Raw genomic sequence first — 24,152 nt, forward strand, 5'->3', positions numbered from 1 at the left:
CGATGAGCATATTTGACCATTTTTCAAAAGAAGAACGTCCCTTTGTTGAACGGGCGCTGGAAATGCTGACGCAAGCAGAGCGGAAGCAGGCCATGCGCCTTACTGATTTTGTAGACCCTAGACAGTTGATGATTTTTCAGAGTCTATCTTCACAAGTAAGAGATGTGAAGGTTTCTCCATATGGAGGCTACGAGGGTGCCGAGCGAGTCCGTATTATCATCCATCCGGAGTACCTTCCAGTCGAGCCTGATGATTATCGCCTTACCTTATTGGCAATCAAGGCTGATCAGCGCTTTCATGTGCTGGAGCATCGAGATGTGATGGGGGCGATGCTGGGCGTCGGGATGAAGCGGGAGAAATTCGGAGATATGCTGACAGATTCCGCTGGCAGCTATGCGATTGTAGCTGAGGAAGTCGCTGATTTTGTCTGTGCGCAGGTGACGCAAATTCATCGGGCATCTGTTCAGTTTGAGCGGGTAGCATGGGAGGCGTTCACACCCCCTGCCCCCAAGTTTGTAGAGAAAACGATCACCGTGCCATCACCGCGAATTGATGCGATCATCGGAGAAGTACACAATATGTCTCGCGCAAAGGCACTGGTACCAATTCGAGCGGGAAAAGTAAAAATCAACTGGAAAGTAATCGAAGACCCGTCTTATCAACTCCAGATGGGTGATATGGTTTCGCTTGCAGGCTATGGTCGGTTCAAAATTCTTGAGGTAGCAGGTCCGACACGAAGTGGAAGACTGCGCATGATTGTCGGACTGGTTACATAAGATGGACCCAAGGCGCAAAAAATTGTAAAATACGGCAGGAAACACTGCTAATCCTGTCGAAATGATTGAAGACGAATTATCGGGAAAAGTGGGGGGTTCATGTGCCTTTAACGCCGTTGGATATACACAATAAGGAATTCAGCACAGGCTTTCGTGGGTATAACATTGACGAAGTGAACGAATTTCTCGATCAGGTGATCAAGGATTTTGAGCTCTTGATAAAAGAGAAAAAAGAACAGGAAGAGCGCGTAGCCATTCTGAATGAGCGCGTAGATTACTATAAGAGCTTGGAAGAAAATTTGAGCAAGTCGATTCTGGTGGCGCAGGAGACAGCTGAGGATGTGAAGTCGAATGCCCGCAAGGAAGCGCAGCTCATCTTAAAAGAAGCTGAGAAAAATGCAGACCGAATCGTCAATGAAGCATTGGCGAAGTCGCGCAAAATCGCAATCGAAATCGAAGAATTAAAAAAGCGTGCTTCGGTTTACCGTATGCGTTTTCGGACGCTTTTGGAAGCACAGTTGGAAATGCTGGAGAATGGCGACTGGGACAGCATTGAACAACCACAAGTTGATTCGCCTGTAACAGTTGAATAAATCATTGACGTTCGAGCAATGATGGTATTATAATGAAAGACAACTTTTTCGAAATAAAGCACTTATAGAAGTTGAACAGCTTATACAAATCATAGACGATGAACGGGAAGAGTACGTGAGCCAGCACTGCCTAGAGAGTCGGGAAAAGGTGAAAACCCGGCCAGTTGCTTTCGCAGAAAATCACCCGGGAGTTCAATATCCGAAAACCGCAAAACCTTGATGGTTGTACAGGTGAGTAAGTGAGCGAGTCATTCCCGTTACGAATGAGTGAAGTGGAGCGAATCCGATGCAGGTTTTTTTGTCGTACGGGTTTGTTCAATCAGGGTGGTACCACGGGAGCTTTCTCTCGTCCCTTTTAGGGGATGAGTGAAGGCTTTTATTTATTTAAGGAGTGAATCAGGCCATGGATTACAGCAAAACCTTAGCGCTACCAAAAACAGATTTCCCCATGCGCGGAAATTTGCCAAGCCGCGAGCCACAGATGCAAGCAGTATGGGAAGAGCAAAATATTTACCAACAAGTGTTGGATCGTACAAAAGACCGCCCGTCTTTTGTCTTGCATGATGGACCTCCATATGCGAATGGAGACATCCATATCGGTCACGCACTGAACAAAATCCTCAAGGACTTCATCGTTCGCTACAAATCCATGGCAGGCTTCTATGCGCCGTACATCCCAGGTTGGGATACACATGGTTTGCCGATTGAGCAAGCGATTATCAATGCACAAGGTCTGGATCGTCGCAGCATCGAAGTGAACGATTTCCGCCAACGCTGTGAAGAATATGCTTGGTCCTATATCGACAAGCAACGCGACCAATTCAAGCGTCTGGGCGTTCGTGGAGATTGGGAAAACCCTTATGTAACACTTTTGCCTGAGTATGAAGCCAACCAAATTCGCGTATTCGGCGAAATGGCGAAAAAGGGCTATATTTACAAAGGTCTGCGCTGCGTGTACTGGTCTCCGTCTTCTGAGACGGCTCTGGCTGACGCAGAAATCGAATACAAAGACAAGCGTTCCCCTTCTATTTACGTCAGCTTCCAGGTAGCAGATGGAAAAGGCAAGCTGGACACAGAAACAGGCGTTGTTATTTGGACAACGACTCCATGGACATTACCAGCAAACCTCGCGATCAGCCTGCACCCTGAGCTCGAGTACAACGTCGTAAAGGTAGATGGTCGCAAATTCCTGGTAGCCAACGGTCTGATTGAAGCTGCAAGCAAAGAAATTGGCTGGGAAGGCGTCGAGATTCTTGCGACATTTAAAGGTCAAGAGCTGGAAGGTGTAGAAACTCAGCATCCGTTCTACGATCGCAAGTCTCCACTCATCCTGGGTGAGCACGTAACCTTGGATGCAGGTACTGGTTGCGTTCATACTGCTCCAGGCCACGGGGAAGATGACTTTAACGTTGGTCAAAAATACAATTTGGGTGTCCTTTGCCCAGTCGATCACGAAGGTAAAATGACCAATGAGGCACCGGGCTTTGAAGGTCTGTTCTATGAAGATGCCAACAAAGTGATTACGGAAAAGCTGAAAGAAAACGGAGCGCTCTTGAAGCTCAATTTCTTCACGCACTCTTACCCACATGACTGGCGTACGAAAAAACCGGTTATTTATCGCGCGACAGAGCAATGGTTCGCGTCTATCGACGGATTCCGTGAGCAAATGCTCGAAGCGATTAAAAATGTAAAATGGATTCCTCATTGGGGAGAAACTCGCTTGGCTAATATGATTGCGGATCGCGGCGACTGGTGCATTTCCCGTCAACGTGTATGGGGTGTGCCGATTCCAATCTTCTATTGCAAAGCGTGTAACGAACCGATTATTAACGACACGACGATCAACCATGTTGCTGATCTGTTCCGCAAAGAAGGATCGAAAGTATGGTTCTCCCGTGAAGCAAATGAGCTGGTTCCAGAAGGCCTTTCTTGCACCAAATGCGATTGCAAGGATTTCCGCAAAGAAACGGATATTATGGACGTTTGGTTCGACTCCGGCTCCAGTCATCAGGCTGTTTTGCGCGAAAGAGGCATTGCTTGGCCAGCTGACATGTATCTGGAAGGCTCTGACCAGTATCGTGGATGGTTCAATTCTTCTCTCTCGACGGGGGTTGCTGTGTATGGCACAGCTCCTTACAAATCTGTCCTGAGTCACGGTTTTGCATTGGATGGAGAAGGACGCAAAATGTCCAAATCCCTCGGTAACGTCATCGTGCCTCAACAAGTAATTGACAAGATGGGCGCAGATATCTTGCGTCTGTGGGTAGCTTCTGTTGATTATCAGGCTGATGTGCGCATTTCCGATGCGATTCTGAACCAGATTGCTGAGGTGTACCGCAAAATCCGCAATACGTTCCGCTTCCTGTTGGGTAACCTGGATGGATTTAATCCAGCAACAGACCGCGTAGCTTACGAAGAGCTGGGTGAGCTGGACCGTTATGTTCTGGCGAAAGCGGCAAAAGTCGCGAAGCGTGCACGCAAAGCGTACGATGAATACCAGTTCCATACCGTTTTCCATGCGGTTCACAACTTCTGCGTCATTGATTTGTCCGCTTTCTATCTGGACATTTGCAAGGATCGCCTGTATGTAGAAGCGCCGGACAGTCTGAAACGCCGCGCTGCACAGACAGTGATGTACGATTGCTTGCTCAGTCTGGTGAAGCTGGTTGCTCCACTGTTGCCGCATACAGCCGATGAGGTGTGGGCGTTCATCCCAGGTGTGGAAGAGAAAAGTGTACAGTTGACGGATATGCCAGAAGGCGACGAACAACATCTCAGCTTTGCAGCAGAAGCAGAGAGCAAATGGGATGCGTTCCTGGCGATCCGTGACGAGGTTCTCAAAGCCATGGAAGAAGCCCGCCGCAACAAGGTATTTGGCAACTCCGTTGATGCGAAGCTGGCTCTGTACCCACAAACGGAAGAAGTTGCGAAAACATTGGCAGCTATGGACGATCTGGCTGACCTGTTCATCGTGGCTCACGTGGATGTGCACAGCGGGTCTGCTCCAACAGAAGCAGTTCAGCTCGAAGGAATTGCTGCTGTGGTCTCTGCCGCAGACGGTGGAAAATGCGAGCGTTGCCGCGTAGTAAAACCTGATGTTGGCACTCGCGAGTCGCACGCATCACTCTGCGTACGTTGCGCTGATATCGTAGAACAACACTACGCACATGTAACAGAATAAAAATCGGTTGATCGACCTGTCGTTCCCTTTGGGGATGGCAGGTTTTTTTGTTGGTCATATTTCCTTCGGGACCAAGACATACTACCTGTTGAGGAAACCAAACAAAGGTGGTGTACAGCGTGGACCAAAAGATGGTGGCCAGCTTCCGGGAAAAGCTGCTGGAACAGAAAAAAGAACTGGAAGACCGCGTACAGGACCATTATGGCATGAGAGAACCGATGACAACCTCTTTGCAGGAGTTTGCCATGTACGATAATCATCCGGCAGATATCGGCAGCGAGATGTTTGAACGGGAAAAAGATTTGGCTCTAGACAGTCTAGATCGTGAGACATTAAAAGAGATTGATCAGGCGCTACAGCGCATGGAGGAAGGCACCTACGGCCTTTGTACAGTCTGTGGAGAGCAAATACCTGTAGAGCGACTGGAAGCATTGCCTCAGGCACAAACTTGTAAGGAGCATGCACCAGCGCCGATAGTCAATGAGTCGCGTCCGATTGAAGAGGAGTTTTTGCAGCCACCATTCGGTCGAACATCTTTAGATGAAAAAGAAGGACAAAACGGATTCGACGGTGAGGATGCTTGGCAAATTGTCGAGTCATGGGGGACATCCAGTACTCCTTTTTCATACCAAGAACCCGACAAAACAGATTACGAAGAAATGTATATCGAGAGCAATGAGCCGGATGGCTTTGTCGAAGCTGTAGAGGAGATCGGTTATACCGATATTGAGGGCTATCATGGACCGGACAGTGTGCATTTTATGAGAAGCGGGACGTATGAGGAGTACATGAGAAAAGGGGAAGGGAAAGGAAATTTCCTCTCCTATGACGATTATGAGGGAGAGCGAGCAGAGCGAGAGGGCATGGATGACTATTCATGAGCAGGTAGCAGTCGCAGACCTGCAAATTGAGCGCGTAGAAACGTATCCGCTTCTTCATCGTCTATCGCAAGCTTACGGCGATGCGAATGGGTATAAGCGTTATCGAACCAGCTATCTCATTCGGATTATCACACGGGCTGGAATAGATGGCTGGGGAGAAATTATCGATTGGCTGCCGACGCTCCACAAAGGCTTTTGTGAGCGCATCATTCCGTACTTGCTGGGTAAGCAGGTGGACAACAGAGTAGCCATTGTCGATGTCATAGGAAAGTGGCATCAGCGAGCGGCTTCAGGCGTCAGTATGGCACTTACGGAAATTTTGGCGAAAGCGGCGGGGCTATCTGTGTGCCAGCTGTGGGGAGGCCAGATTCATGCTCGTATCTCGGTATACGCCTCTCTCCAATCCTACCGTGAAACAGAAGACTGGATGCAACAGTCATGGAAGCAAGTCAGCCAGCAAGTTGACGATGGCTTCAAGATGGTAAAAGTAAAGATTGGCGGGCGCTCTGTTCAAGAGGATCAGACGCACATCGAAAAACTGATGAATTTGCTTCCCGAAAAAGTTCAAGTAGCAGTAGATGCCAATCAGAGCTACGACTGTGCGACTGCAAGGAAGTGGGAGGGGCTTTTTTCCCGTTATAGCAATTGGCTTTGGCTGGAAGAACCGATGCCTATGGATCGTACAAACGAATATGTCAAGCTTCGTTCGTCATTATCCATCCCGCTTGCTGGCGGAGAAAACTTGATCCGTTGCGCACAGTTTTTGCCTCTGTATGAAGGGGGAGCCATCGATATTGCACAGCCTGACCTGATGCATACGGGAGGCATGGATGATTATCGAACGCATTTGCAAATGGCTCGTCAGTTTGGTTATCGCGTGTCTCCGCATTCCTTTGATGGCTCGCTGGCACGATTGTATACGTTATTTGCACAAGCTTGCTTGTTGGCATGGACCAAGATGGATGGCCAACCAATTGAGCCTGTCGAATGGGACGTTATGGAGAACCCCTTTACACAATTGTTTCCGCTGCGACCCATAAATGGCGAAGTGACGCTTCCTACTGGCGTGGGAATAGGCGTTGAACCTGACTGGGAGATTATTAACGCGTTGCGCTGGGACGGTAGCGCTTATGCGTAAGACAAGGAGTTTCGTATGGCACAAAATGCGAAAAACCTAATTGGGCTTGTCGGGGTTCCATTAGTTATGGTGCTGGGCAACTCGATGTTGATCCCTGTACTGCCTACAATGAAAACGGAAATGAAGCTCACCTCCTTACAGTCGAGCTTGTTGATCACCGCTTTTTCGATTGCGGCAGGTATTGTTATCCCTTTTGCCGGCTATTTGTCGGATCGATTTGGGAGAAAAATTGTTATTATCATCTCCCTTGCCTTGTATGGTCTGGGTGGTTTGGTCGCAGGGCTTGCCGCGCTGTGGCTGGATCAACCTTATATGGCCATAATGGGAGGGCGTGTCTTGCAGGGGATCGGGGCCGCCGGAACAGCCCCCATCGCGATGGCTTTGGTAGGGGATCTGTTCGATGGCGCTTCGGAGAGTAGGGCATTGGGGCTCTTGGAGACATCAAATGGGATGGGGAAAGTATTAAGTCCGATTTTTGGCTCCCTGCTTGCTCTCATTTCGTGGTACATGGTCTTTTTAGCTTTTCCGATTATTTGCGGTGTCGTCCTCCTGATGTTTTTATTTCTGACCAAGGAAAAGAAACAGGAGAAGAAGCCGCTTCCCGTCAAGCAGTACATGCATTCGATTGCGCAAGTGTTTAAGCAGCATGGCAAATGGCTTGTCCCCGCGTTTTTTATTGGGAGTATCTGCTTGTTCACGTTGTTTGGTGTACTGTTTTACCTGTCTGATTTATTGGAGGAAAAATACAAGATCGATGGTGTCATCAAAGGCTTTTTCTTGGCGATTCCCTTGCTTGTGATGAGTATTGCGGCATATGTGACAGGAATCATCATCAAAAAGAAGCTGAAGCTGATGCGTCTGTTTGTGATTATCGGCATGTTTTTGCTGGCTACGTCCTACATTTTGGCTAGCTTTGTCCAGGGGGCTTATGTTCTGATAGGCATTTTGGTCATCGGCAGCGTGGGGACGGGGATGATTTTACCGTGCTTGAACTCCATGATTGTTGGGGCCGTACAAAAAACAGAGCGGGGCATGATTACCTCTTTGTATAGCGGTGTCCGTTTTATCGGTGTTGCGATCGGCCCGCCTATTTTTACCTGGTTGCTCGAGATTTCCCGAACGGTCATGTTTCTATCAATCGCAGGTTTATCGCTCGTGTTCGCTGTAGTTGCGATCTTTTTCTTGAAGCCTAAGCAGGTCGAGCAGCAAGGACAGGGGGCAAAAGACAGCGATACGAAAGCGTGGCGGCAAATATCAGAGGTACTGGGAATTGAACCGGAAACGGTCCATGAGGAACAACGTGAGAGAGCCATGGAAAGGTATGGTTTTGACCCAAATGAGCTCGTCAAGCGGGTGTTGTCGGGAAAGAAGGAAAAGGAGAAACAATAAACAGGCTGTCTCTGTCGGTCATTCTCACCGAATACAATGAGAGCGACAGGGACGAGCCTGTTTATCATGGCTAGGATTCAGCGAAGGGATGGCGTAAAGCTCGTTCAAGTGCGAGCGGATATACATCATCTTGCAGAATGCGACTAAACTCCTGATTGCCTTTTATATCTCGAGGGATATCTGCAAACACAATGGTGGCAAGCACGTCTGAGCCGCTTGGCTGGCTTGTATAATGCGCTACCTTCGCGATATAAATGTCTTTTCGCATCGAATCGTCAATGGTGTACTGTCCGATGCGCTCAATCCCTTCCAGAATGGCGCCGGTTTCTTCATAGACCTCACGAACTGCTGCCGACAGGCTGTTTTCCCCTGCTTCTACTTTTCCCCCTGGTAGCTCCACACCGCGTGAACGATGGCGTGTAAATAACAGCTTACCTTGATAAAAAGCGAAGATCAGGACGTGACCTGCTTGGTGGTTACGATACTCTTCTGGGGAAAAGGTTAGCTTGACAGGTAAGCCGAAATCGTCGTAAAAAGCGTGCATGCAAAGCTCTCCTTCTACAGGCTCATTGATCTGTTGTTTTGAATTTGCAAGGAAATATGTTTGACCGCCTTCATCGCTTGACCAACTGCCAGAGACAAACTCGCATAGGCAGCTCCGTTGCTCACGTCTCCGACTGCGTATATCCATGGAGAGTTGACTCGTTGATACGTATCTGTTTGCAAATACTCATCGCCAAACGTGTCCAAGCCTTCGAGACCAGCTGTGTTTCCATGAACACCAATTCGCGGCAGAATCCAATCAACTACGATCGCCGGCGGATTGCCTTCGCGCGTAGAGGTGAGTGACAGAACAGTCCTTGCCTCTTCTTCCTGATAGTCGCTTACTTGTGTTTCCCACAGGACTTGGATGTTGGGGAGGCCTGTGATTTTCTTTTGCCATTCGGGCCGAGCACGCCACCCACTGCTCCGAACCAACAGATAGACTTGTCGGGCATGCAAGCTCACATTTGCAGCACTCTCTAATGCACGATCTCCTCCGCCAATAACGGCGATATCTTGCCCAGCGATGGTGTGCGCTTGGGCAGTTGTAGAAAACCAAGGCGACAGGACGCTCGGACAATCAGCTAGAGCTGGTATTTCATTCCAGCCAACGCCTGTGGCGATAAGTAAAAAGTCGACACGATAAACGGATTTCGAAGTGGTCACTTGTTTCGTTTCCTGATCAATGGAAAGAATGGTTTCGTTCAATCGTATGTTTTGCTGCTGGATGAAAGGATGTGCGATCAGTACCTTTACAAGGGCAGCTCCCTGGTCATATACAAGGGGCGGAAAGTCGGTAATCTCGTTGTAAATGTGATGCAGCTGGCCGCCGAGTCTATCCGTTTTTTCGATAAGAAGACAAGAAAGACCTAATCGTTGGCACCATATTGCTGCGGACAACCCTGCGATGCCGCCACCTGCGATCAGCACCTGTATGTGTTCCACTCTCAAGTCCCTCCGATTCCCTTATTCATCTATCTGATTTTCCTCAGTTTTAGACTACCTGTTTCGATTCGCAAGTGCAAGAACTCAGAGGGAAAACCGATCGAGTTGGATCGGCATGATTCTACAATTTACCGGAAGATTGTGGTAAAATGAGACGAAAGTTTTCCAGAATATATTGAAAAATGAATAGCCCAAAGCACTATGGACCCCGTGATAGTAAAAAGGAGTGAACCGAACGTGCAAGCCAAGAATGACAAGCCTCAGGCTCCTGCAAAACAGCCGCGTAAACGGATCAAGCGTGGCCAGCGAAGCAAGCGGATGTATCTGCTCTTGGCGGGTTGCTTATTCCTCTGTTTGTTGGCCGTAGGAGCAGGCTTCGCCCTCAACCAGTTTAACAGGACGTTGGACATCGTAACAGCTGACCCTTACAAGCTGCCGAATCAACCTGTCGTAGAAAAGCCGTACGAACAAAAGAAATCAATCGCTTTTGTCATCGTCGGGGTGGATACGCGCAAAAACATTGGCATGTTGAACACGGATGTACTCGTCGTTGCAGTCGCCAATCCGGTTACGCAAAAGCTGAGCATGGTATCGTTGCCTCGTGATACCCGTGTTCAAATCCCAGGATATCCAGGCTATCACAAGGTCAATGAAGTATTTGCATTAGGGGAAAATATCAGGAAGGATGCGGAAATCAGAGGGAAGCCTGTCACAGAAAATGGCATGACGATGCTCAAAAAAACATTAAATCACATGCTGGGGATCTCAGTTGAGCATTACGTGCAGCTTGACTTTGAAGGCTTCACAGCGGTCATTGACAAGCTGGGCGGCATTACAGTTGACGTAGATCGTGATCTCGTATACGAATTGCCGAAGCAAGGGGTATACCGCAGCTTGAAAAAAGGGAAACAAGTATTGAACGGAGAGCAGGCACTCGGCTTCGTCCGTCATCGCATCGACAGACGTGGGGACGCTTACAACTCGAGCGACTTCGATCGCAACCGCAGACAGCAGCAGGTGATTCGTGCCGTGGCAGAAAAGAGCATGTCTATGGAGGGATTATCGAGTTTGACAGCTGTGCTGGATACCGTTGGTCAGCATATTAAAACCGATCTCTCGGCAGACCAAATAAAAGGATTGGCACTCGATTTTGCCAGCTTTTCGTCAAGCAATATGGTTACTTTGGATAATGGGGCGATCTGGAGTTCTCCTTATTCCTTGTGGCCGAGAGAGAACATGCAAGCTGTTCGAACTGCCCTGCAAACAGAAGTGGGTGTAGCTGGACCGAGTGAACAGCTCAGTGATGCAGCTGTAGCAGAAGTAGCAAAGGTCGAAATGAAAGCGGAGAAGAGAACGCCAGCAACGAAGCCTAAGTCTACAACAGGTGCAAAAGAACAGCCAAAAGCACAAAAACCAGCGACACCATCAAAACCTGCTCCAGAACCAACACAGGAGCCTGTAACACCGCCTACTGTACCAGATGGCAATGGCGAACCGAATCCTGGGCCGACGGATAGTAATATGCCGCCACCAGATATTTTGGCCCCGCCTGCACCGGCGACAGATAGTGCTGACATTGGGCAAACTGGATAATCTTGAGCACACCCCCCGGGCAAAAGCACATATTCTATCGTACATAGACAGTCTTGCCTCTGCTGGGAAGGGGAGTGCGTATGTTATGAAAAATTTGCAAGAGACCATGAAGCAGTTGCAAAAAGCATCCGAAAGTTTGTCCAAGCTCGGTTTTGACCCAGATCATCCGTGGAAAGCATTGACCCAGATGGGACAGGTGTTGGATACAAATTTTTGGGAGAATATCGCGACGCTTAATAAGCAAGCAGCACAAAAGACGGCCGCCGCCGCGCCACATGTACCACCCGTGAAAAAGGGGAAAAAAAAGTCGAAGGAAAAACCGATGGGTTTCGTGCAGGTAGACGATTCGCATTTTTCCCCTGCCTCGGATATCTTCCAGTCAGAGCAAATGGTCATTGTTTCCTGTGAACTTCCGGGCTTCGATCGCGATAGTCTGGAGATCACACTCTCCGACCAACGTTGGCTGGAGGTCAAGGGGCTCATCAAGGAAAGTGGGCACCAGGGGATTCGCACGCAAGGGGAAAGAAGCTACGGCCCCTTTTATCGAAAGCTGGCTCTACCGGTTTCCGTCAGTTCAAAAGGGATGAAGGCCCAGTATCAGGACGGGTTGTTAGAAATCTATTTGATGCGTGGCAGGGCTGCGAACGAACGAAAAACAACTTTTAAGGCGAGCTTGTAAAAGCAGGTGGTAGTGGAAAATCAAAAAGGAACCTGGACAGTTGTACCAGGTTCTTTTTATTGCACATAAACAGACACGATGATATAATCAGACCACGACTGTTTATGTTATGTATACAGTTATAAATATCGCATCTTACACTTTAATCGTACCATGCTGGTGAACTCTTGTCAAATGTTTTTTTCTCAATTGAATGGTTAGGGGAGATATTGAATGAGTTCTTTGGTTCTCGGGTTTCAGGAAATGGAAAAAACGCAGCTTTTGCTTGTTGGCGGAAAAGGGTTACATTTAGGGGAATTGTCAAAAATTCAAGGAATACAAGTACCAGAAGGATTTTGTGTAACAACAGTCGGATATCAAAAGGCCATCGAACAAAACGAAACGCACCATGCGTTGTTGGATCGACTAACCATGCTAAAAGTACAAGACCGAGAACAAATCAAAGAAATCAGCAGGAAGATTCGACAAAACATTATGGAAGCAGAAATTCCTTCCGATGTTGTGAAAGCCGTTACTCATTCTCTCTCCCAATTTGGAGAGGAGCATGCTTATGCAGTGCGTTCTAGTGCCACTGCTGAAGATTTACCACATGCCTCTTTTGCAGGTCAGCAAGACACTTATTTAAATATCATTGGCAAAGATGCAATCTTGCGGCACATTAGCAAATGCTGGGCTTCCCTCTTTACGGACCGCGCTGTCATCTACCGTATGCAAAATGGATTTGACCACAGGCATGTTTATTTATCCGTTATCGTACAAAAGATGGTTTTCCCACAGGCTTCCGGAATTTTATTTACCGCTGATCCTATTACATCCAACCGGAAAGTGCTATCCATCGATGCCAGTTTTGGACTTGGAGAGGCACTGGTCTCTGGTCTGGTATCTGCTGATTGTTATAAAGTGCGGGAAGCAGAAATCGTCGATAAGAGGATAGCAACCAAAAATTTGGCTATCTATGGACGAAAAGAAGGCGGAACAGAGACAAAGCAGATCGATCCTGATCAGCAAAAGACCCAAACACTTACGGAACAACAAATTTTACAACTAGCCCACATTGGAAGACAGATCGAAGCTTATTTTGGTTGCCCGCAAGATATCGAATGGTGTTTGGTTGATGATACCTTTTATATTGTGCAGAGCCGACCAATCACGACTTTATACCCGATTCCTGAAGCGAATGATCAAGAAAATCACGTCTATGTATCTGTTGGCCATCAACAAATGATGACCGACCCTTTAAAACCATTGGGACTGTCTTTTTTCCTGTTAATGACTCCCGCACCGATGAGCAAAGCGGGTGGAAGGTTATTTGTTGATGTTACAAAAATGTTGGCTTCACCTGACAGCAGACAAAATATATTAGATACCCTGGGACAATCCGATCCGCTTATCAAAGACGCACTTATGACCGTCCTAGAGCGAGGCGATTTTATACAATCGTCTCCAAATGATAAAAATGAACAGAATCCCGGGAAAAGCAATAAAGGCATGGCGTCTTTTGGTTTTCAAGAACAATTCGAAAACGATCCGGCAATTGTTTCTGTTTTGATAAAGCGCAGTCAAAGTTCGATCGCAGAGGTAAAGCATAACATCCAAACAAAATCAGGACCGGATTTATTTGATTTTATTCGGGAAGACATCCAGAAATTAAAGAAGATATTATTTGATCCACAAAACATAGGTGTGATTACGGCTGCTATGAATGCTTCAAAATGGATCAATGAAAAAATGAACATGTGGTTAGGGGAAAAAAACGTAGCAGACACGCTGTCTCAATCTGTGTCAAACAATATTACTTCGGAAATGGGTCTGGCGCTCATGGATGTTGCAGATGTCATTCGTCCTTATCCAGAAGTCATTGATTTTTTACAGCATGTAAAAGATGATAGCTTTTTAGATGAATTGGTTCAGTTTGAAGGCGGACAGGAGACGCAAGACGCAATCTATGCTTATCTCACCAAATACGGGATGCGATGTTCCGGAGAAATCGATATAACGAAAACGCGTTGGAGTGAAAAACCAATCATGCTTGTCCCCATGATTCTAGGTAACATCAAAAACTTTGAGCCGAATGCTGGCAAGCGGAAATTCGAACAAGGGCGACAGGAAGCTTTGGAAAAAGAGCAAGAGTTAATAGAGAGATTGAAGCAATTACCGGATGGTGAACAAAAAGCCAAAGAAACCAAACAAATGATCGACCTCATCCGGAATTTCATCGGCTACCGGGAATATCCGAAATACGGCATGATGAATCGCTACTTCGTTTATAAGCAGGCTTTACTGAAAGAAGCCGAACAGCTCGTACAAACAGGCGTCATTCATGAAACGGAAGATATATACTATCTCACCTTTGAAGAGCTTCACGAGGTCGTACGCACAAACAAATTGGATGATGAGATCATCAGCAAACGAAAAAACGAATACAAGTTTTTTGAAAAACTGACTCCCCCACGTGTAATCACATCTGATGGTGAAATTATTGCTGGTGAGTACAAGCGGGAAAATCTGCCAGCCAATGCGCTTGTAGGTCTACCTGTTTCTGCCGGCGTCATAGAGGGGCGAGCACGCGTCATCTTAAACATGGAAGATGCAGACCTAGAAGATGGAGATATATTAGTCACCTCCTTTACTGATCCTGGCTGGACACCGTTGTTTGTATCCATAAAAGGTCTTGTCACCGAAGTTGGTGGACTGATGACCCATGGAGCAGTTATCGCGCGTGAATATGGCTTACCAGCAGTTGTCGGCGTGGAAAATGCTACGACACTGATAAAAGACGGGCAACGAATTCGCGTGCATGGAACAGAAGGGTATATTGAAATATTGTAGTCAGGGGGCCTCGTGCCTCCTTTTTGTTTCGTTTTTCAGCCAAAATAAAAACAGTGTCAATGAAAAAACATTAACACTGCAGGGATTAGATGTTCCCAAACATCGGTTGATCGACGACATTGGGGTCCAAAGTATTGGTTGCGTTGACACCATTGAGTGTGTTGACGACGTTACCTGTGTTGCCGCCTCCTGAACCGGAGAATGTCTTGGAGGCTGTTTTTGGCGATATGTTGAGGGTGTCTCCGAAGTTAACAGTACCTGAATTGCTATTGATATTGACAGCTCCAATGACAGAAGGCACAGGCTATCTCCTCCCTCCAGCGTTTGGATCATTTTGGAAAATGTGACGAATATTAACGATACGCGTTTCGAGTGTAATGGATTCGTTAGAACCAAGATGGACGACGGACGCTCCTGCAACGAAAGGGACTTCCACTTTTCGAATGAAAATGTACGGACAGTCGTGGAACGTATCAATGCAAATCGGTTCTGAGAGACTTGGAGGAGTTAAAGGAACGGAAAAGACCGAGTAATCCTCGAACATAAATTCATTTTCATAGAAAATGGCCTGTTCGCGTTGGACGGCTAAAATGTTCGAGACAGCATCAATCTGCTGGGAATCACCTATTTGCAGAACAGATGAGGTATCGACCGAGATAACATCCAGCTTGTGGACATGACTGGTCCTTCGGTACATGGAGACAACCCTCCTTATGAAGCAGGCAGAGCAGTATCAATCGGGATCGAGGCCCCGACAATCATTTTTTCGGGTGGGGTTTCATAAATCGCTCTGAGGTCTACAGTCTGTGTGTCTCCAATAAACAAAGAAGCGGCAGAAGAGAGCGCACCGACGGAGATCTTCTTTACACAAATGGCTTCGTTTATCACTTGATACCTCATCATGATTCGTTCACCTCCCGAGGCAAATTTTTCACGAATGTTTCGCAGGTCTTGTTGATATCCCGTTTGACCTTTTGGACTGTGTTTTGCACAATAACATCGAGTTGCTCTGGTTCTAGTTCATCAGTAGGGAGCTCGCTCAGGTAATACTTAATCCGCTGATCGATCTGTTTTTTTATGTCATCCAAAATAAAGGCCCGATAATTGTTATCCAGTGGATAGTTGCACTCTGTTTCGATATTTTCAAGAACGCGGTAGGCATCTGTCTCCAGGTATTGATAAATTTCTTTCTGGACACGGTCAAAAAGCGGGGCATTGCTTTGGTGCGGATTAGGGACATCCATCGATTGATTGATGGAAAAATCACCGATTCCAGCATCATTTCCTTTTGGGTTTAAGCCGATATTGAGAGTCCCTTCCAGTCGCTCAACCTTTAGCAGATCGAATTTGTACTCGTTCTTGATGACGGAAGGGATCTGTTTTTCCTTAAGATCATTTACATCTTGCTGCAGCTGTTCAAGCATTTGCTTCATCTTCTCGATCTTTTGGTTTTGCAATTGTATATAGTCATGTAACTGTTGAAAATACTGCATCATTTCGGGATCCATGTACATGACGACCATCCTTCTTCATCTAGCATAAAGCGGGTTAGCGAAGCCGCGAGGGAGAAACCAACGGAATGAGGGGCACGAATTCTTCCGAACCGGTTGTGGGAAGAGGCCCCAACTGTGGAGCTGGCTCTGTGAATCCGCCGGTGTTGTACAGCTTGGAAACGGGCTTGATAATCCCTGCGCTTCCTATTTGGCACACCGAAGAGTTGCTTATGCCATCTATCTTAAGCGAATGGATTACGATATGCTGCGTAACAAAAAAATTCATGCGAAATCTCGTCCCTTTGCCCTGAAATCGTTTGTTTCTTCTACAAAAAGCGGGATATCATTTTCGGATTGTTCATTGACGTAGACGACGCTATGTGGAATTTTGAAGGACAAATTCGTACCAGAATTGAATGATCCTCCACCCGCGAAGGTTTTGGCGTAGCTGGTAGGTGCGATTTTACGGACGTCTCCGACATTGAAAACGCCGTCCACGTTGTTTACATTGATGACTCCAACGAATGCTGGCATGTTCGGCACATCCTTTTGGGAGAGATCCTCTCTGTATTGTATGTCGTAGGCCATTGGGTGTTCATACCTGTTTTTGCGACCGAACCAGTGCGAGCTGCATACGATGTAGGGATAGGCACGAGTTTTAGGAAAAGGAGAAAAAGTTCCATGAATATGAAGGTGACGAATAAAAAAATAGACGTCGGTGATTTCAGCTTTGGTGGAGTAACTAAATCGTCGATTGTACTGATTGGGGACACCGATGTCCTTTCCTGCTACTCTATTTTTGATACGCCGCTACATGCCGTGATTTATTCACCACAGGTTCCTATCCAGCCGTTAGACCTTGGTTTGCGAAGAGGGTAGCGGCGATTTTCACGTATTCGCGTATTTGGCCTGATAGTGGCTGAGAGCCAGCAACGGCCAAATCCAACGATAGCTGTGATAAGCAAAGTAAGTGCCGCCAGGGCGTCCCCCGCCAGTCGGGTAGCTAGTTGTCCAGTCAGTTGCTTGATTGTGAGTGAGCAAATAGTGAATCCCTCGTTGCAGCTCTGCCGTCGGCTTGGATGACACGGCTATCAGTGCATCGATTGCCCATGCTGTCTGCGAGGGAGTGCTTGCTCCGAGGGGGACGTACGTTTTTTTCTGGTCGCTTTGGCAAGATTCCCCCCAGCCGCCGTCGGGATTTTGGTTGGCAACCAGCCACGCAACCGCTTTTTGGATGGCGGGATCAGTAGGGGAGAAGCCAACGGCTATCAGCCCCGTAATCGCAGCCCAAGTGCCGTATAGGTAAGCAATTCCCCAACGTCCATACCAGGAGCCGTCTGACTCTTGATGTTTGAGAAGCCAGCGGACTCCTTTTTCTACATGCGGGTCAGTCAATGTTCGTCCGGCATCGTTTCCGAGAAATTCCAAGGTTCTCCCTGTCAAATCGGCAGAGGACGGATCTGTACTGACGGTATCGGCTCCTTCTATGGGCAGGTGGCGAATGAAATCAGCATCGGTGTTTCGTTCAAAAGCAGGCCAGCCTCCATCGGCGTTTTGCATGGATAATAGCCATTCGAGACCGCGTTTCCAAGCGGTTGCTGCTGTCATATCCGTACGGGCGAGCAGGCGTAGAGAGCGCAGAGCAGCTGTTGTATCATCAATATCCGGGTTCATGGTGTTGTAGTCAGAAAAGCCCCAACCGCCAGGCTTTCCTTTTGGATTGCGGATTTTCCAGTCACCGTACGTATGCTGCTGTTTCTGGAGAAGGTAGCGGTTTGCTTTTTGAATCGCGGGATGTGTGGTAGAGAGTCCGCTTTTTTGCAGAGAAGAAGTCAAGAGCGCCGTGTCCCAGACGGCTGAGGTAGCTAGCTGCAAGTGTGCTCCGCTTTCATAATCGAAAATACTATTCGTAAGTCCCTGCATCGCTTTTTGGATAAGTGGGTCTTTCGGAGAAAGCCCCCGAGCGAGCAGCGCAAATATCATAAAAAAGGTAGAGGTCGAATAATTGTACAGAGTACCGTCCGGCTCGATTCGTGCCAGGATGTATTGTTCCAGGCGCCGTAGGGCGAGCTTGTGTAATTGTCCGGGTAAAAAGGGGAGCCGCTGCAAGGAATCGTGGATGGTGGCGAGGAACGATTGCCCTTCTTTGAGGAAATTCTCTAGGAATCGATGCGGATATTGACCGCGAGAGATAGGTGTATCTGCGTATAGATCGGACAAGTCTGGCGCATTGTCAGGCTTTTTTACATACTTGCGATCAGCCACAATCATCATGGGGGCAAGATGGACACGAGCGTACCCGACAAAATCGTAAAAGCTGACAGGGAAGCTCGGGTGCAATAAAGCAATCTCGACGGGAACGAGAAAATGCGAGGGCCACTGGTATTGGCCTGTCAAGGCTGTGGCAAATTTGGTCAGCATGTTCGCTTGTGTAAGCCCACCCTTTTCCAAAATAAACGAGCGAGCCAGAGCCATTCTCGGTTCGTTCTTCGTATATTTGCCTGATAACAGCAGAGCGTAATACGAATCAATGGTCGTAGACAGATGACCTTCATGCTCGTCAGGATACAGCTTCCATGCCCCATTATCGTGTTGGAGAGACGTGATGTGAGCAGTGAGCTTCTCCATCAAACGCTCATCATGAATCCCCAGCGTACGCAATAGGATGATCATGTGAGAATCTGTCATCGGTGAGCTTTCCAGACAAAAGCGCCAAGTGCCATCCTCTTGCTGGCGCTGTAACAAAAAGGCTTGAATGCGGTTAATTTCTTGCTGGACTTCACGCAACTCATTCACCTCCCGATAAAATACGCCGCCTGAGGAGAGAGGGGGAAGAGCATCGATGGGTTTGTCGTGGTACCAATACGCATCACGTCTGCCGCTTGCCATGAATCTGGGGAAAGTCCGTACGGCGACAGCACCATTGCCAGCACATGAACAAAAGACCGTAGAGCGGATTAAACAGGAGACGTTTGCCCACAACCGTGACAACATAGACAGAACGCGCGCCTATTTGTCATTTTATCGAAAACATCCACAAATTCATTGGGCGTTATTGGCCCATCTCGTATCGCGCAATGCGGGATGGAGTATGACCGATTTGCGGGGAGAATTATTGCCTCGCTTGCTTCGAGCAAAAGAGCAGCAGGATTATTTTTCGTTTTTGGAGCGGGGAAACTGGCTGATTTTTCACGATGCGTACCCTCAATTGTTACTGTATGAAGAGAGTGTCAGGCGACAGACCAACCTTTTTTATTTACTGCCTCATCTAGGGGTCTCAACTTTCATGCAGGCAATCTGGAATCATTTTTGGAAGACGACGGATAAAGAGCTGCTCGCCATTGGTTTGATCATCAATGAACAAAACTACTTGGAAGAACAGGTGATGAAAGACACGGCCTATCAAAATTCAGTTGTCCGCACAATCCCCTTTGCCCTTCAGGAGCTTTTGCAACTGAATGTGATCTTGCTTCCACATCGGAAAGTGGCTGATGAGCAGGGAAGCTCCTTGCAGCTCGCGGGTGAGCAAGTGTTTCATTTTGCCTCTTTACCAGAGAGAATCAGCTTGGGAAAAAGGCTGTACAGTCAGCTGTTTGGGGCAACGAACAGGCAGGAGGCGGCGTACGCTTGGGCATTGGAACAGCCACACACAGGTTCGCGAAAAGATTATTGGCCCCATCTTTTTCACGATGTGAATGATACAGCTCCTGGCAAGTCTTATCAGGCAAAGCTAATGAACTGTCAGCTGCGCCAAGGGTCAAAGCGGTTGTTTTCCCCAACGCTGCGTCAAGTTTGGCGACCTATCCACCATGAGCCGCCAAAGGAGTTAGAGTGGTACAAAAAGAAGAGTGATGTATGGCGTATGCTGACTCGTACGGAGGAGACAGCAAATGCAGTGGAGATGAGTGAAGCGTATTGCCAGGCGTTGGCAAAAATCGAATGGGCTGTCGTAGCCAGAACGAGAATACTTGGCTAACTTGTAGTAAAATAGAGAGGAATCCAAAACGTTAGACTGAACCTCGACAGCCTTAGAGAGTTTTAGAAGGAGCGATAACCATTTGAAGATATTAATTATTGCGGAGAAACCTGACATGGGACGAAATATTGCTGCCGCAATAGATCCTAAAGCGAAAAATCACCGCACCTATTTAGAAGGTGAAAAATACATTATTACGTGGGCGATCGGACACTTAATTGAACTGGCGGAACCGGAGGCATACGACCCAAAATATAAAAAGTGGAACATAAATGATCTTCCTATCATTCCCGATTCATTTAAGCTAGTGCCGAATCGGAAAACAATCGATCAGCTAAAAATAATCGGGCAGTTGGCCAAACGAAGCAATCTGCTGATTAATGCATGCGATGCCGGGCGGGAAGGTCAACACATATTTTCACTCATTCAACGACATCTAAAATTGAGCCACCCCGTTAAAAGACTGTGGATCTCGGACTTGACCCCTGAAACAATCAGGAAAGGATTTGCGGAGATGAAGGATGCCGCAGCCTATGAAAACTTAACGAGGGCAGCAAAAGCTCGCAGTGAAGCCGATTGGCTAATCGGGATGAATGGCTCACGTGCATTTACAACCAAACATAACGTGCTCCTTTCTGTCGGACGAGTACAGACCCCTGTCCTTGCTCTCATTTATGATCGGCAGAAACAGATTGAGGCTTTCTCATCGGTTACATTTTTTCAAGTGGAAGGGCATTTTTCGCAGGGTGAGAGGGCTTACAAGGGTCTTTGGCAAGGTGATCGCTTAACCGATCCATCTAAAGCGGAAATGCTGGCTCGTAAAGTGAAAGGAAAACAAGGGCGGATCGCATCCTACGAAGTCAAGGATACCAAGGAGTATCCATTCAAGTTGTATGACCTGACATTGCTGCAACGTGAGGCCAATGGCAAATACGGTTTTTCCGCCAAGAAAACCTTGGATTTAGCGCAGGCACTCTATGAAAAACACAAAGTGATTTCTTATCCGAGGACGAATTCCAATTATGTGACAGAGCAAAATATTCCCGAAATGCACAACACCTTGTCGTCCTTGCAAGGCACTGGATATGACGATCTGGTAAAGGGTGCAAACCGCAGCTTGGTTCATAAAGGCAACAAATTTATATGCAATCCAGCAAAAGTAGACGACCACCACGCTATCCTGCCGACAAATCGCAAGGCTTCAGGGCTAACGCCAGATGAGCAGAAGATATACGATTTGATCGTTCGCCGCTTTCTTTCACAGTTCTATCCACCGGCTGAATATAAGATGCATACGGTCATAACCGATGTGGAGAGTGAAATGTTCAAAACGTCGGTGAAAGAACGGAAAAGTCTCGGTTGGAAGATTATTTACGCCGATCAGCAAAAGGAAAAGCCCAAGAATGTGAAAGGTGCGGCCAAAGAAGAAGAGGAAAAAGAAGAGATTGAGGTTAACGAGCCTTTTATCATTCTACCTGATGCCAGCGTAGTATGCTCGGATGCTGTGGTGAAGGAGAAAGAAACACAGCCGCCCAAGCATTATACGGAAGGAACGCTTCTAAAGGCCATGGAAAGCGCAGGCAAGCAAATCGAGGACGAGGAACTGCGTGATGCGATGAAAGAATCTGGTTTGGGAACTCCGGCCACTCGTGCCGCTACCATCGAACGACTGAAAAAGGTCGGGTACGTGGAGATGCAGGGAAAAAAGGTTCAACTTACGCTAAAAGGCCGAACGGTTATCGAATTGATTAGGGGAGCAGGAATCGAACTATTAACCTCTCCTGAAATGACGGGGCATTGGGAGCGCCGCTTAAATGAGATCTCCCGAGGGACTGCCTCCGACGGGCAATTTATGGAGAATGTGAAGAAATTCGCTACGATGATCGTAGAAAAGGTTCGTGTACAGTCTCGAGCGGAGAAGACCTTGTTTGAGAGTGAGAGTACCACTCAGAAAGGATCTTCGAAAACGAGAGGACGAGCTGGCGGGCGAAGTACAGGCAGATCAGGTGGCAGGACTGCCACTACAAAGGCTTCAACTCGAACAGTAGCAAAGACCGCTACTACAACTTCGAGTATTATCGCCAAATGTCCACGGCCGGGTTGCGGAGGCTCCATATTCATGGGACGCAAAGGTTACGGTTGTTCGAATTACAACGTGGGCTGTAAATTCGTCATATGGAAAGAGAATTACGGGCGTATGCTAACGGATACACAGATTAAAGCACTTATTGAAAAAGGCAAAACGGGTAAAATGAAGCTTGAACGTCAGGATGGAACACAATTTCAAGCAAAACTTATATTGAAAAGTGTAGAATCGGGCGAACTTACTTTCGAGTAGTAAAGTAAGCCAAAAAAATAAATTGTTGAAACTTACTTGCGTAACTTTCGTAAATACATGTATAACGGGGACGGCTAATTTAGGCCGAACTACCTAGCACGTACCTAAGGAGGAATAATCCATGTCCATTTTTAAAAGACTGCGTGATTTGACCATGTCCAATTTGTACGCTTTGATCGAGAAAGCGGAAGATCCAATCAAAATGACAGACCAGTATTTGCGTGATATGCAAGAAGACTTGAATGAAGCAGAAAAAGCGGTTGCTGCTCAGATTGCTTTAGAAAAGAAATTCAAGGTGCTGTATGAAGAACAGGAAGCCTTGGTGAAAAAGCGTGATGAGCAAGCTCACATCGCAGCACAAGCACAGAACATTGATCTGGCTCGACGGGCTCTTGAAGAAAAGAAAGCTGCCGAGCAAAAGATGAACGAATACAAGGACAGCTACGAGAAAAACAAGCTGGCAGCCGATGGATTGCGCGAGAAGCTGGCTGAAATGAAAAAACAGATTACCGAACTGAAAAACAAGCGCGAGACATTGGTTGCCCGCGTTAATGCAGCAAAAGCGCAAAAGACGATCAATCAGGCGATGGGTGGTTTCGACACGAACTCGGCTATGGCTGGCTTGAAGCGCATGGAAGAAAAAGCGCTGCAAATGGAAGCAGAAGCAGAAGCCAGCGGCGAGATTTACAAAAAACAGAGCTCTTTAGATGATGAAATTGCGAAGCTGAATAAGGATCAAGCCGTCGAGGACGAACTGGCTGCTCTGATGAAAAAATATGAGGGGTAAACCGCTTCGGGCGGTTTCCCTTTTTTTCAGACCTTAAACACCTTGACGAAAGTGGAGTGATTCGCTTTGACATGGACAGAAATAGTAGGGATGCTGGTTTGGACAGGAGCTGGCGGCATTTTGCTTTTTGTTTTGATGTGGATTGATTCGTTGTTTACGAAATACAAGGACATCACAGAAATTAAAAACGGAAACATCGCGGTTACGACACGTTTTGTCATGAAGCTGTTTGCGCAAGGGTATATCTTATCGCAATCCATTATTACCTCCAACTTATTGTGGACAGCACTGCTCGTTTCTGTGCTCTCATTTATCATTCTGTTCCTTTTGGAGAGAATCGTGGAATGGCTGTTAAAGCAAGTAGCCGGACTGGACTTGGAAAAAGGGACGCAGGAAGGAAAAGTGGCACATGCCATGATGGCTGGTTCATTCCATCTCGTTGGTGCCTTGATTTTGGCTGCATGTCTGTAAGACGTGAAAGGGAAGGGAGTACAGCATGAGTTTGATGAAGCGAATCCAAAACATTTTTGCCAAGCATGAGCCTCCTGCACCGGAGAAGAGCATCCTGACGGTGGGACCGGGTGATGTAGTCGATGTATCTCTTGTTACCTATCAAGTAATCGGGAAGGCAAGCAATGCGAGTCGCAAAGCCACGATGCTTACGTTGCAGGATGGAACGACCATTCGCTACCTGTATATCGAAGAACGGGAGAAGACCGTCTATCATCTGTATAGCGTCATTGATGGACGACTGGATTCAATAGACGAAGTACCGACCACCATCGAGATGGACGATACCACCTACCATTTGGAGGAGCAATATAATGGCTCCGTTCAGGTTGCGGGGAAAGCCCCTTTTCATACGTCAGGGGAGCAGTATATCTGGCAATTCCAATCGGATCAACGCCAGTTGCTGCGGATCGAGTGGCAGGATGGCCGTTTCATGCTCTATGAGGGAGAAAGTGTTCTGCCAGCGGACGTACAGGTATTGCGCGGCACATAGAGAGGAGG

Annotated in this window: 24 protein-coding genes and 1 other annotated feature; of the genes, 15 read left to right on the forward strand and 9 right to left on the reverse strand. The window is 47.4% G+C overall.

Translation table 11 applies throughout. The features are described from left to right. Positions 1-2: 2 nt before the first annotated feature. The 6 genes from C7R94_RS16895 to C7R94_RS16920 all read left to right on the forward strand — a co-directional run bounded on the left by C7R94_RS16895 (position 3) and on the right by C7R94_RS16920 (position 7,958). Positions 3-776 (forward strand): YlmH family RNA-binding protein, encoded by a 774-nt coding sequence (locus C7R94_RS16895; protein WP_106783062.1) that lies wholly within the window; start codon positions 3-5, stop codon positions 774-776. Positions 777-877: 101 nt separating this feature from the next. Continuing rightward, positions 878-1,369, forward strand: coding sequence for a DivIVA domain-containing protein (locus tag C7R94_RS16900; RefSeq protein ID WP_007717747.1), 492 nt, complete (start codon positions 878-880; stop codon positions 1,367-1,369). An 89-nt stretch (positions 1,370-1,458) separates the two neighbouring features. After that, positions 1,459-1,726: a binding site (T-box leader), on the forward strand. Between the two features lie 46 nt (positions 1,727-1,772). Further along, positions 1,773-4,550, forward strand: coding sequence for an isoleucine--tRNA ligase (gene ileS, locus C7R94_RS16905; RefSeq protein WP_106783064.1), 2,778 nt, complete (start codon positions 1,773-1,775; stop codon positions 4,548-4,550). Positions 4,551-4,657: 107 nt separating this feature from the next. Continuing rightward, complete coding sequence (locus C7R94_RS16910; RefSeq protein WP_106783066.1) at positions 4,658-5,431, forward strand: TraR/DksA C4-type zinc finger protein; 774 nt, start codon at positions 4,658-4,660, stop codon at positions 5,429-5,431. Next, positions 5,418-6,569 carry a mandelate racemase/muconate lactonizing enzyme family protein gene (locus C7R94_RS16915; protein ID WP_106783068.1) on the forward strand — a complete coding sequence of 384 codons (1,152 nt, stop codon included), beginning with the start codon at positions 5,418-5,420 and terminating at the stop codon, positions 6,567-6,569. Before C7R94_RS16910 ends, C7R94_RS16915 begins: the two co-directional genes overlap by 14 nt. A gap of 15 nt (positions 6,570-6,584) precedes the next feature. After that, positions 6,585-7,958: an MFS transporter gene (locus C7R94_RS16920; RefSeq protein WP_106783070.1), complete on the forward strand. Its 1,374-nt coding sequence runs from the start codon at positions 6,585-6,587 to the stop codon at positions 7,956-7,958. A 70-nt stretch (positions 7,959-8,028) separates the two neighbouring features. Here C7R94_RS16920 and C7R94_RS16925 read toward each other — a convergent pair whose 3' ends face one another. Both C7R94_RS16925 and C7R94_RS16930 read right to left on the reverse strand, forming a co-directional pair. Next, positions 8,029-8,502, reverse strand: coding sequence for an NUDIX domain-containing protein (locus C7R94_RS16925; protein WP_106783073.1), 474 nt, complete (start codon positions 8,500-8,502; stop codon positions 8,029-8,031). 14 nt (positions 8,503-8,516) lie between these two features. Beyond that, positions 8,517-9,446 (reverse strand): NAD(P)/FAD-dependent oxidoreductase, encoded by a 930-nt coding sequence (locus C7R94_RS16930; RefSeq protein ID WP_106783075.1) that lies wholly within the window; start codon positions 9,444-9,446, stop codon positions 8,517-8,519. A gap of 237 nt (positions 9,447-9,683) precedes the next feature. Between C7R94_RS16930 and C7R94_RS16935 the strand changes: the two genes are divergently transcribed. The 3 genes from C7R94_RS16935 (at position 9,684) to ppsA (ending at position 14,547) form a co-directional block, all read left to right on the forward strand. Next, entirely contained in the window at positions 9,684-11,039 is a 1,356-nt protein-coding gene (locus tag C7R94_RS16935; protein WP_106783077.1) for an LCP family glycopolymer transferase, read from the forward strand. Positions 11,040-11,124: 85 nt separating this feature from the next. Then, complete coding sequence (locus C7R94_RS16940) at positions 11,125-11,718, forward strand: Hsp20/alpha crystallin family protein (protein ID WP_106783080.1); 594 nt, start codon at positions 11,125-11,127, stop codon at positions 11,716-11,718. Between the two features lie 213 nt (positions 11,719-11,931). Continuing rightward, complete coding sequence (gene ppsA / locus C7R94_RS16945) at positions 11,932-14,547, forward strand: phosphoenolpyruvate synthase (RefSeq protein WP_106783082.1); 2,616 nt, start codon at positions 11,932-11,934, stop codon at positions 14,545-14,547. An 85-nt stretch (positions 14,548-14,632) separates the two neighbouring features. Here ppsA and C7R94_RS16950 read toward each other — a convergent pair whose 3' ends face one another. From C7R94_RS16950 to C7R94_RS16975, 6 genes are read right to left on the reverse strand one after another with little or no spacing between them, the layout of a single operon-like run. Further along, on the reverse strand, positions 14,633-14,848 hold the full coding sequence (locus C7R94_RS16950) for a spore germination protein (protein ID WP_047068320.1): 216 nt from the start codon (positions 14,846-14,848) through the stop codon (positions 14,633-14,635). 3 nt (positions 14,849-14,851) lie between these two features. After that, entirely contained in the window at positions 14,852-15,244 is a 393-nt protein-coding gene (locus tag C7R94_RS16955; protein WP_106783085.1) for a spore germination protein GerPE, read from the reverse strand. 14 nt (positions 15,245-15,258) lie between these two features. Then, positions 15,259-15,450, reverse strand: a complete 192-nt coding sequence (locus C7R94_RS16960) for a hypothetical protein (RefSeq protein ID WP_052773366.1) — start codon at positions 15,448-15,450, stop codon at positions 15,259-15,261. After that, on the reverse strand, positions 15,447-16,061 hold the full coding sequence (gene gerPC / locus C7R94_RS16965) for a spore germination protein GerPC (protein ID WP_106783089.1): 615 nt from the start codon (positions 16,059-16,061) through the stop codon (positions 15,447-15,449). Before gerPC ends, C7R94_RS16960 begins: the two co-directional genes overlap by 4 nt. 34 nt (positions 16,062-16,095) lie before the next feature. After that, a complete protein-coding gene (locus C7R94_RS16970; protein ID WP_083995009.1) occupies positions 16,096-16,326 on the reverse strand; it encodes a spore germination protein GerPB in 231 nt (76 codons plus the stop codon). Next, complete coding sequence (locus C7R94_RS16975; RefSeq protein WP_047068316.1) at positions 16,323-16,574, reverse strand: spore germination protein; 252 nt, start codon at positions 16,572-16,574, stop codon at positions 16,323-16,325. Before C7R94_RS16975 ends, C7R94_RS16970 begins: the two co-directional genes overlap by 4 nt. 147 nt (positions 16,575-16,721) lie before the next feature. Here C7R94_RS16975 and C7R94_RS16980 point away from each other — a divergent pair, with 147 nt between their 5' ends. Beyond that, positions 16,722-16,919, forward strand: coding sequence for a hypothetical protein (locus C7R94_RS16980; protein ID WP_106783091.1), 198 nt, complete (start codon positions 16,722-16,724; stop codon positions 16,917-16,919). Positions 16,920-16,928: 9 nt separating this feature from the next. Here C7R94_RS16980 and shc read toward each other — a convergent pair whose 3' ends face one another. Next, on the reverse strand, positions 16,929-18,827 hold the full coding sequence (gene shc / locus C7R94_RS16985) for a squalene--hopene cyclase (protein WP_106783094.1): 1,899 nt from the start codon (positions 18,825-18,827) through the stop codon (positions 16,929-16,931). Between the two features lie 55 nt (positions 18,828-18,882). On the opposite strand from shc, the gene C7R94_RS16990 reads away from it, so the two are divergent. The 5 genes from C7R94_RS16990 (at position 18,883) to C7R94_RS17010 (ending at position 24,144) form a co-directional block, all read left to right on the forward strand. Then, complete coding sequence (locus C7R94_RS16990) at positions 18,883-20,016, forward strand: DUF2515 domain-containing protein (protein ID WP_106783096.1); 1,134 nt, start codon at positions 18,883-18,885, stop codon at positions 20,014-20,016. Between the two features lie 82 nt (positions 20,017-20,098). Then, the gene (locus tag C7R94_RS16995) at positions 20,099-22,354 is read left to right on the forward strand and encodes a type IA DNA topoisomerase (RefSeq protein WP_106783099.1); all 2,256 of its coding nucleotides are present in this window, start codon (positions 20,099-20,101) and stop codon (positions 22,352-22,354) included. Positions 22,355-22,475: 121 nt separating this feature from the next. Further along, on the forward strand, positions 22,476-23,141 hold the full coding sequence (locus tag C7R94_RS17000) for a PspA/IM30 family protein (protein WP_047068302.1): 666 nt from the start codon (positions 22,476-22,478) through the stop codon (positions 23,139-23,141). Positions 23,142-23,207: 66 nt separating this feature from the next. Continuing rightward, positions 23,208-23,612 carry a DUF350 domain-containing protein gene (locus C7R94_RS17005; RefSeq protein WP_106783102.1) on the forward strand — a complete coding sequence of 135 codons (405 nt, stop codon included), beginning with the start codon at positions 23,208-23,210 and terminating at the stop codon, positions 23,610-23,612. Positions 23,613-23,637: 25 nt separating this feature from the next. After that, positions 23,638-24,144, forward strand: a complete 507-nt coding sequence (locus tag C7R94_RS17010) for a DUF4178 domain-containing protein (RefSeq protein ID WP_106783104.1) — start codon at positions 23,638-23,640, stop codon at positions 24,142-24,144. Positions 24,145-24,152: the final 8 nt, after the last annotated feature.

Source organism: Brevibacillus sp. NRRL NRS-603 (genome assembly GCF_003013445.1).
In the GTDB taxonomy this organism is placed as follows: Bacteria; Bacillota; Bacilli; order Brevibacillales; family Brevibacillaceae; genus Brevibacillus; species Brevibacillus formosus.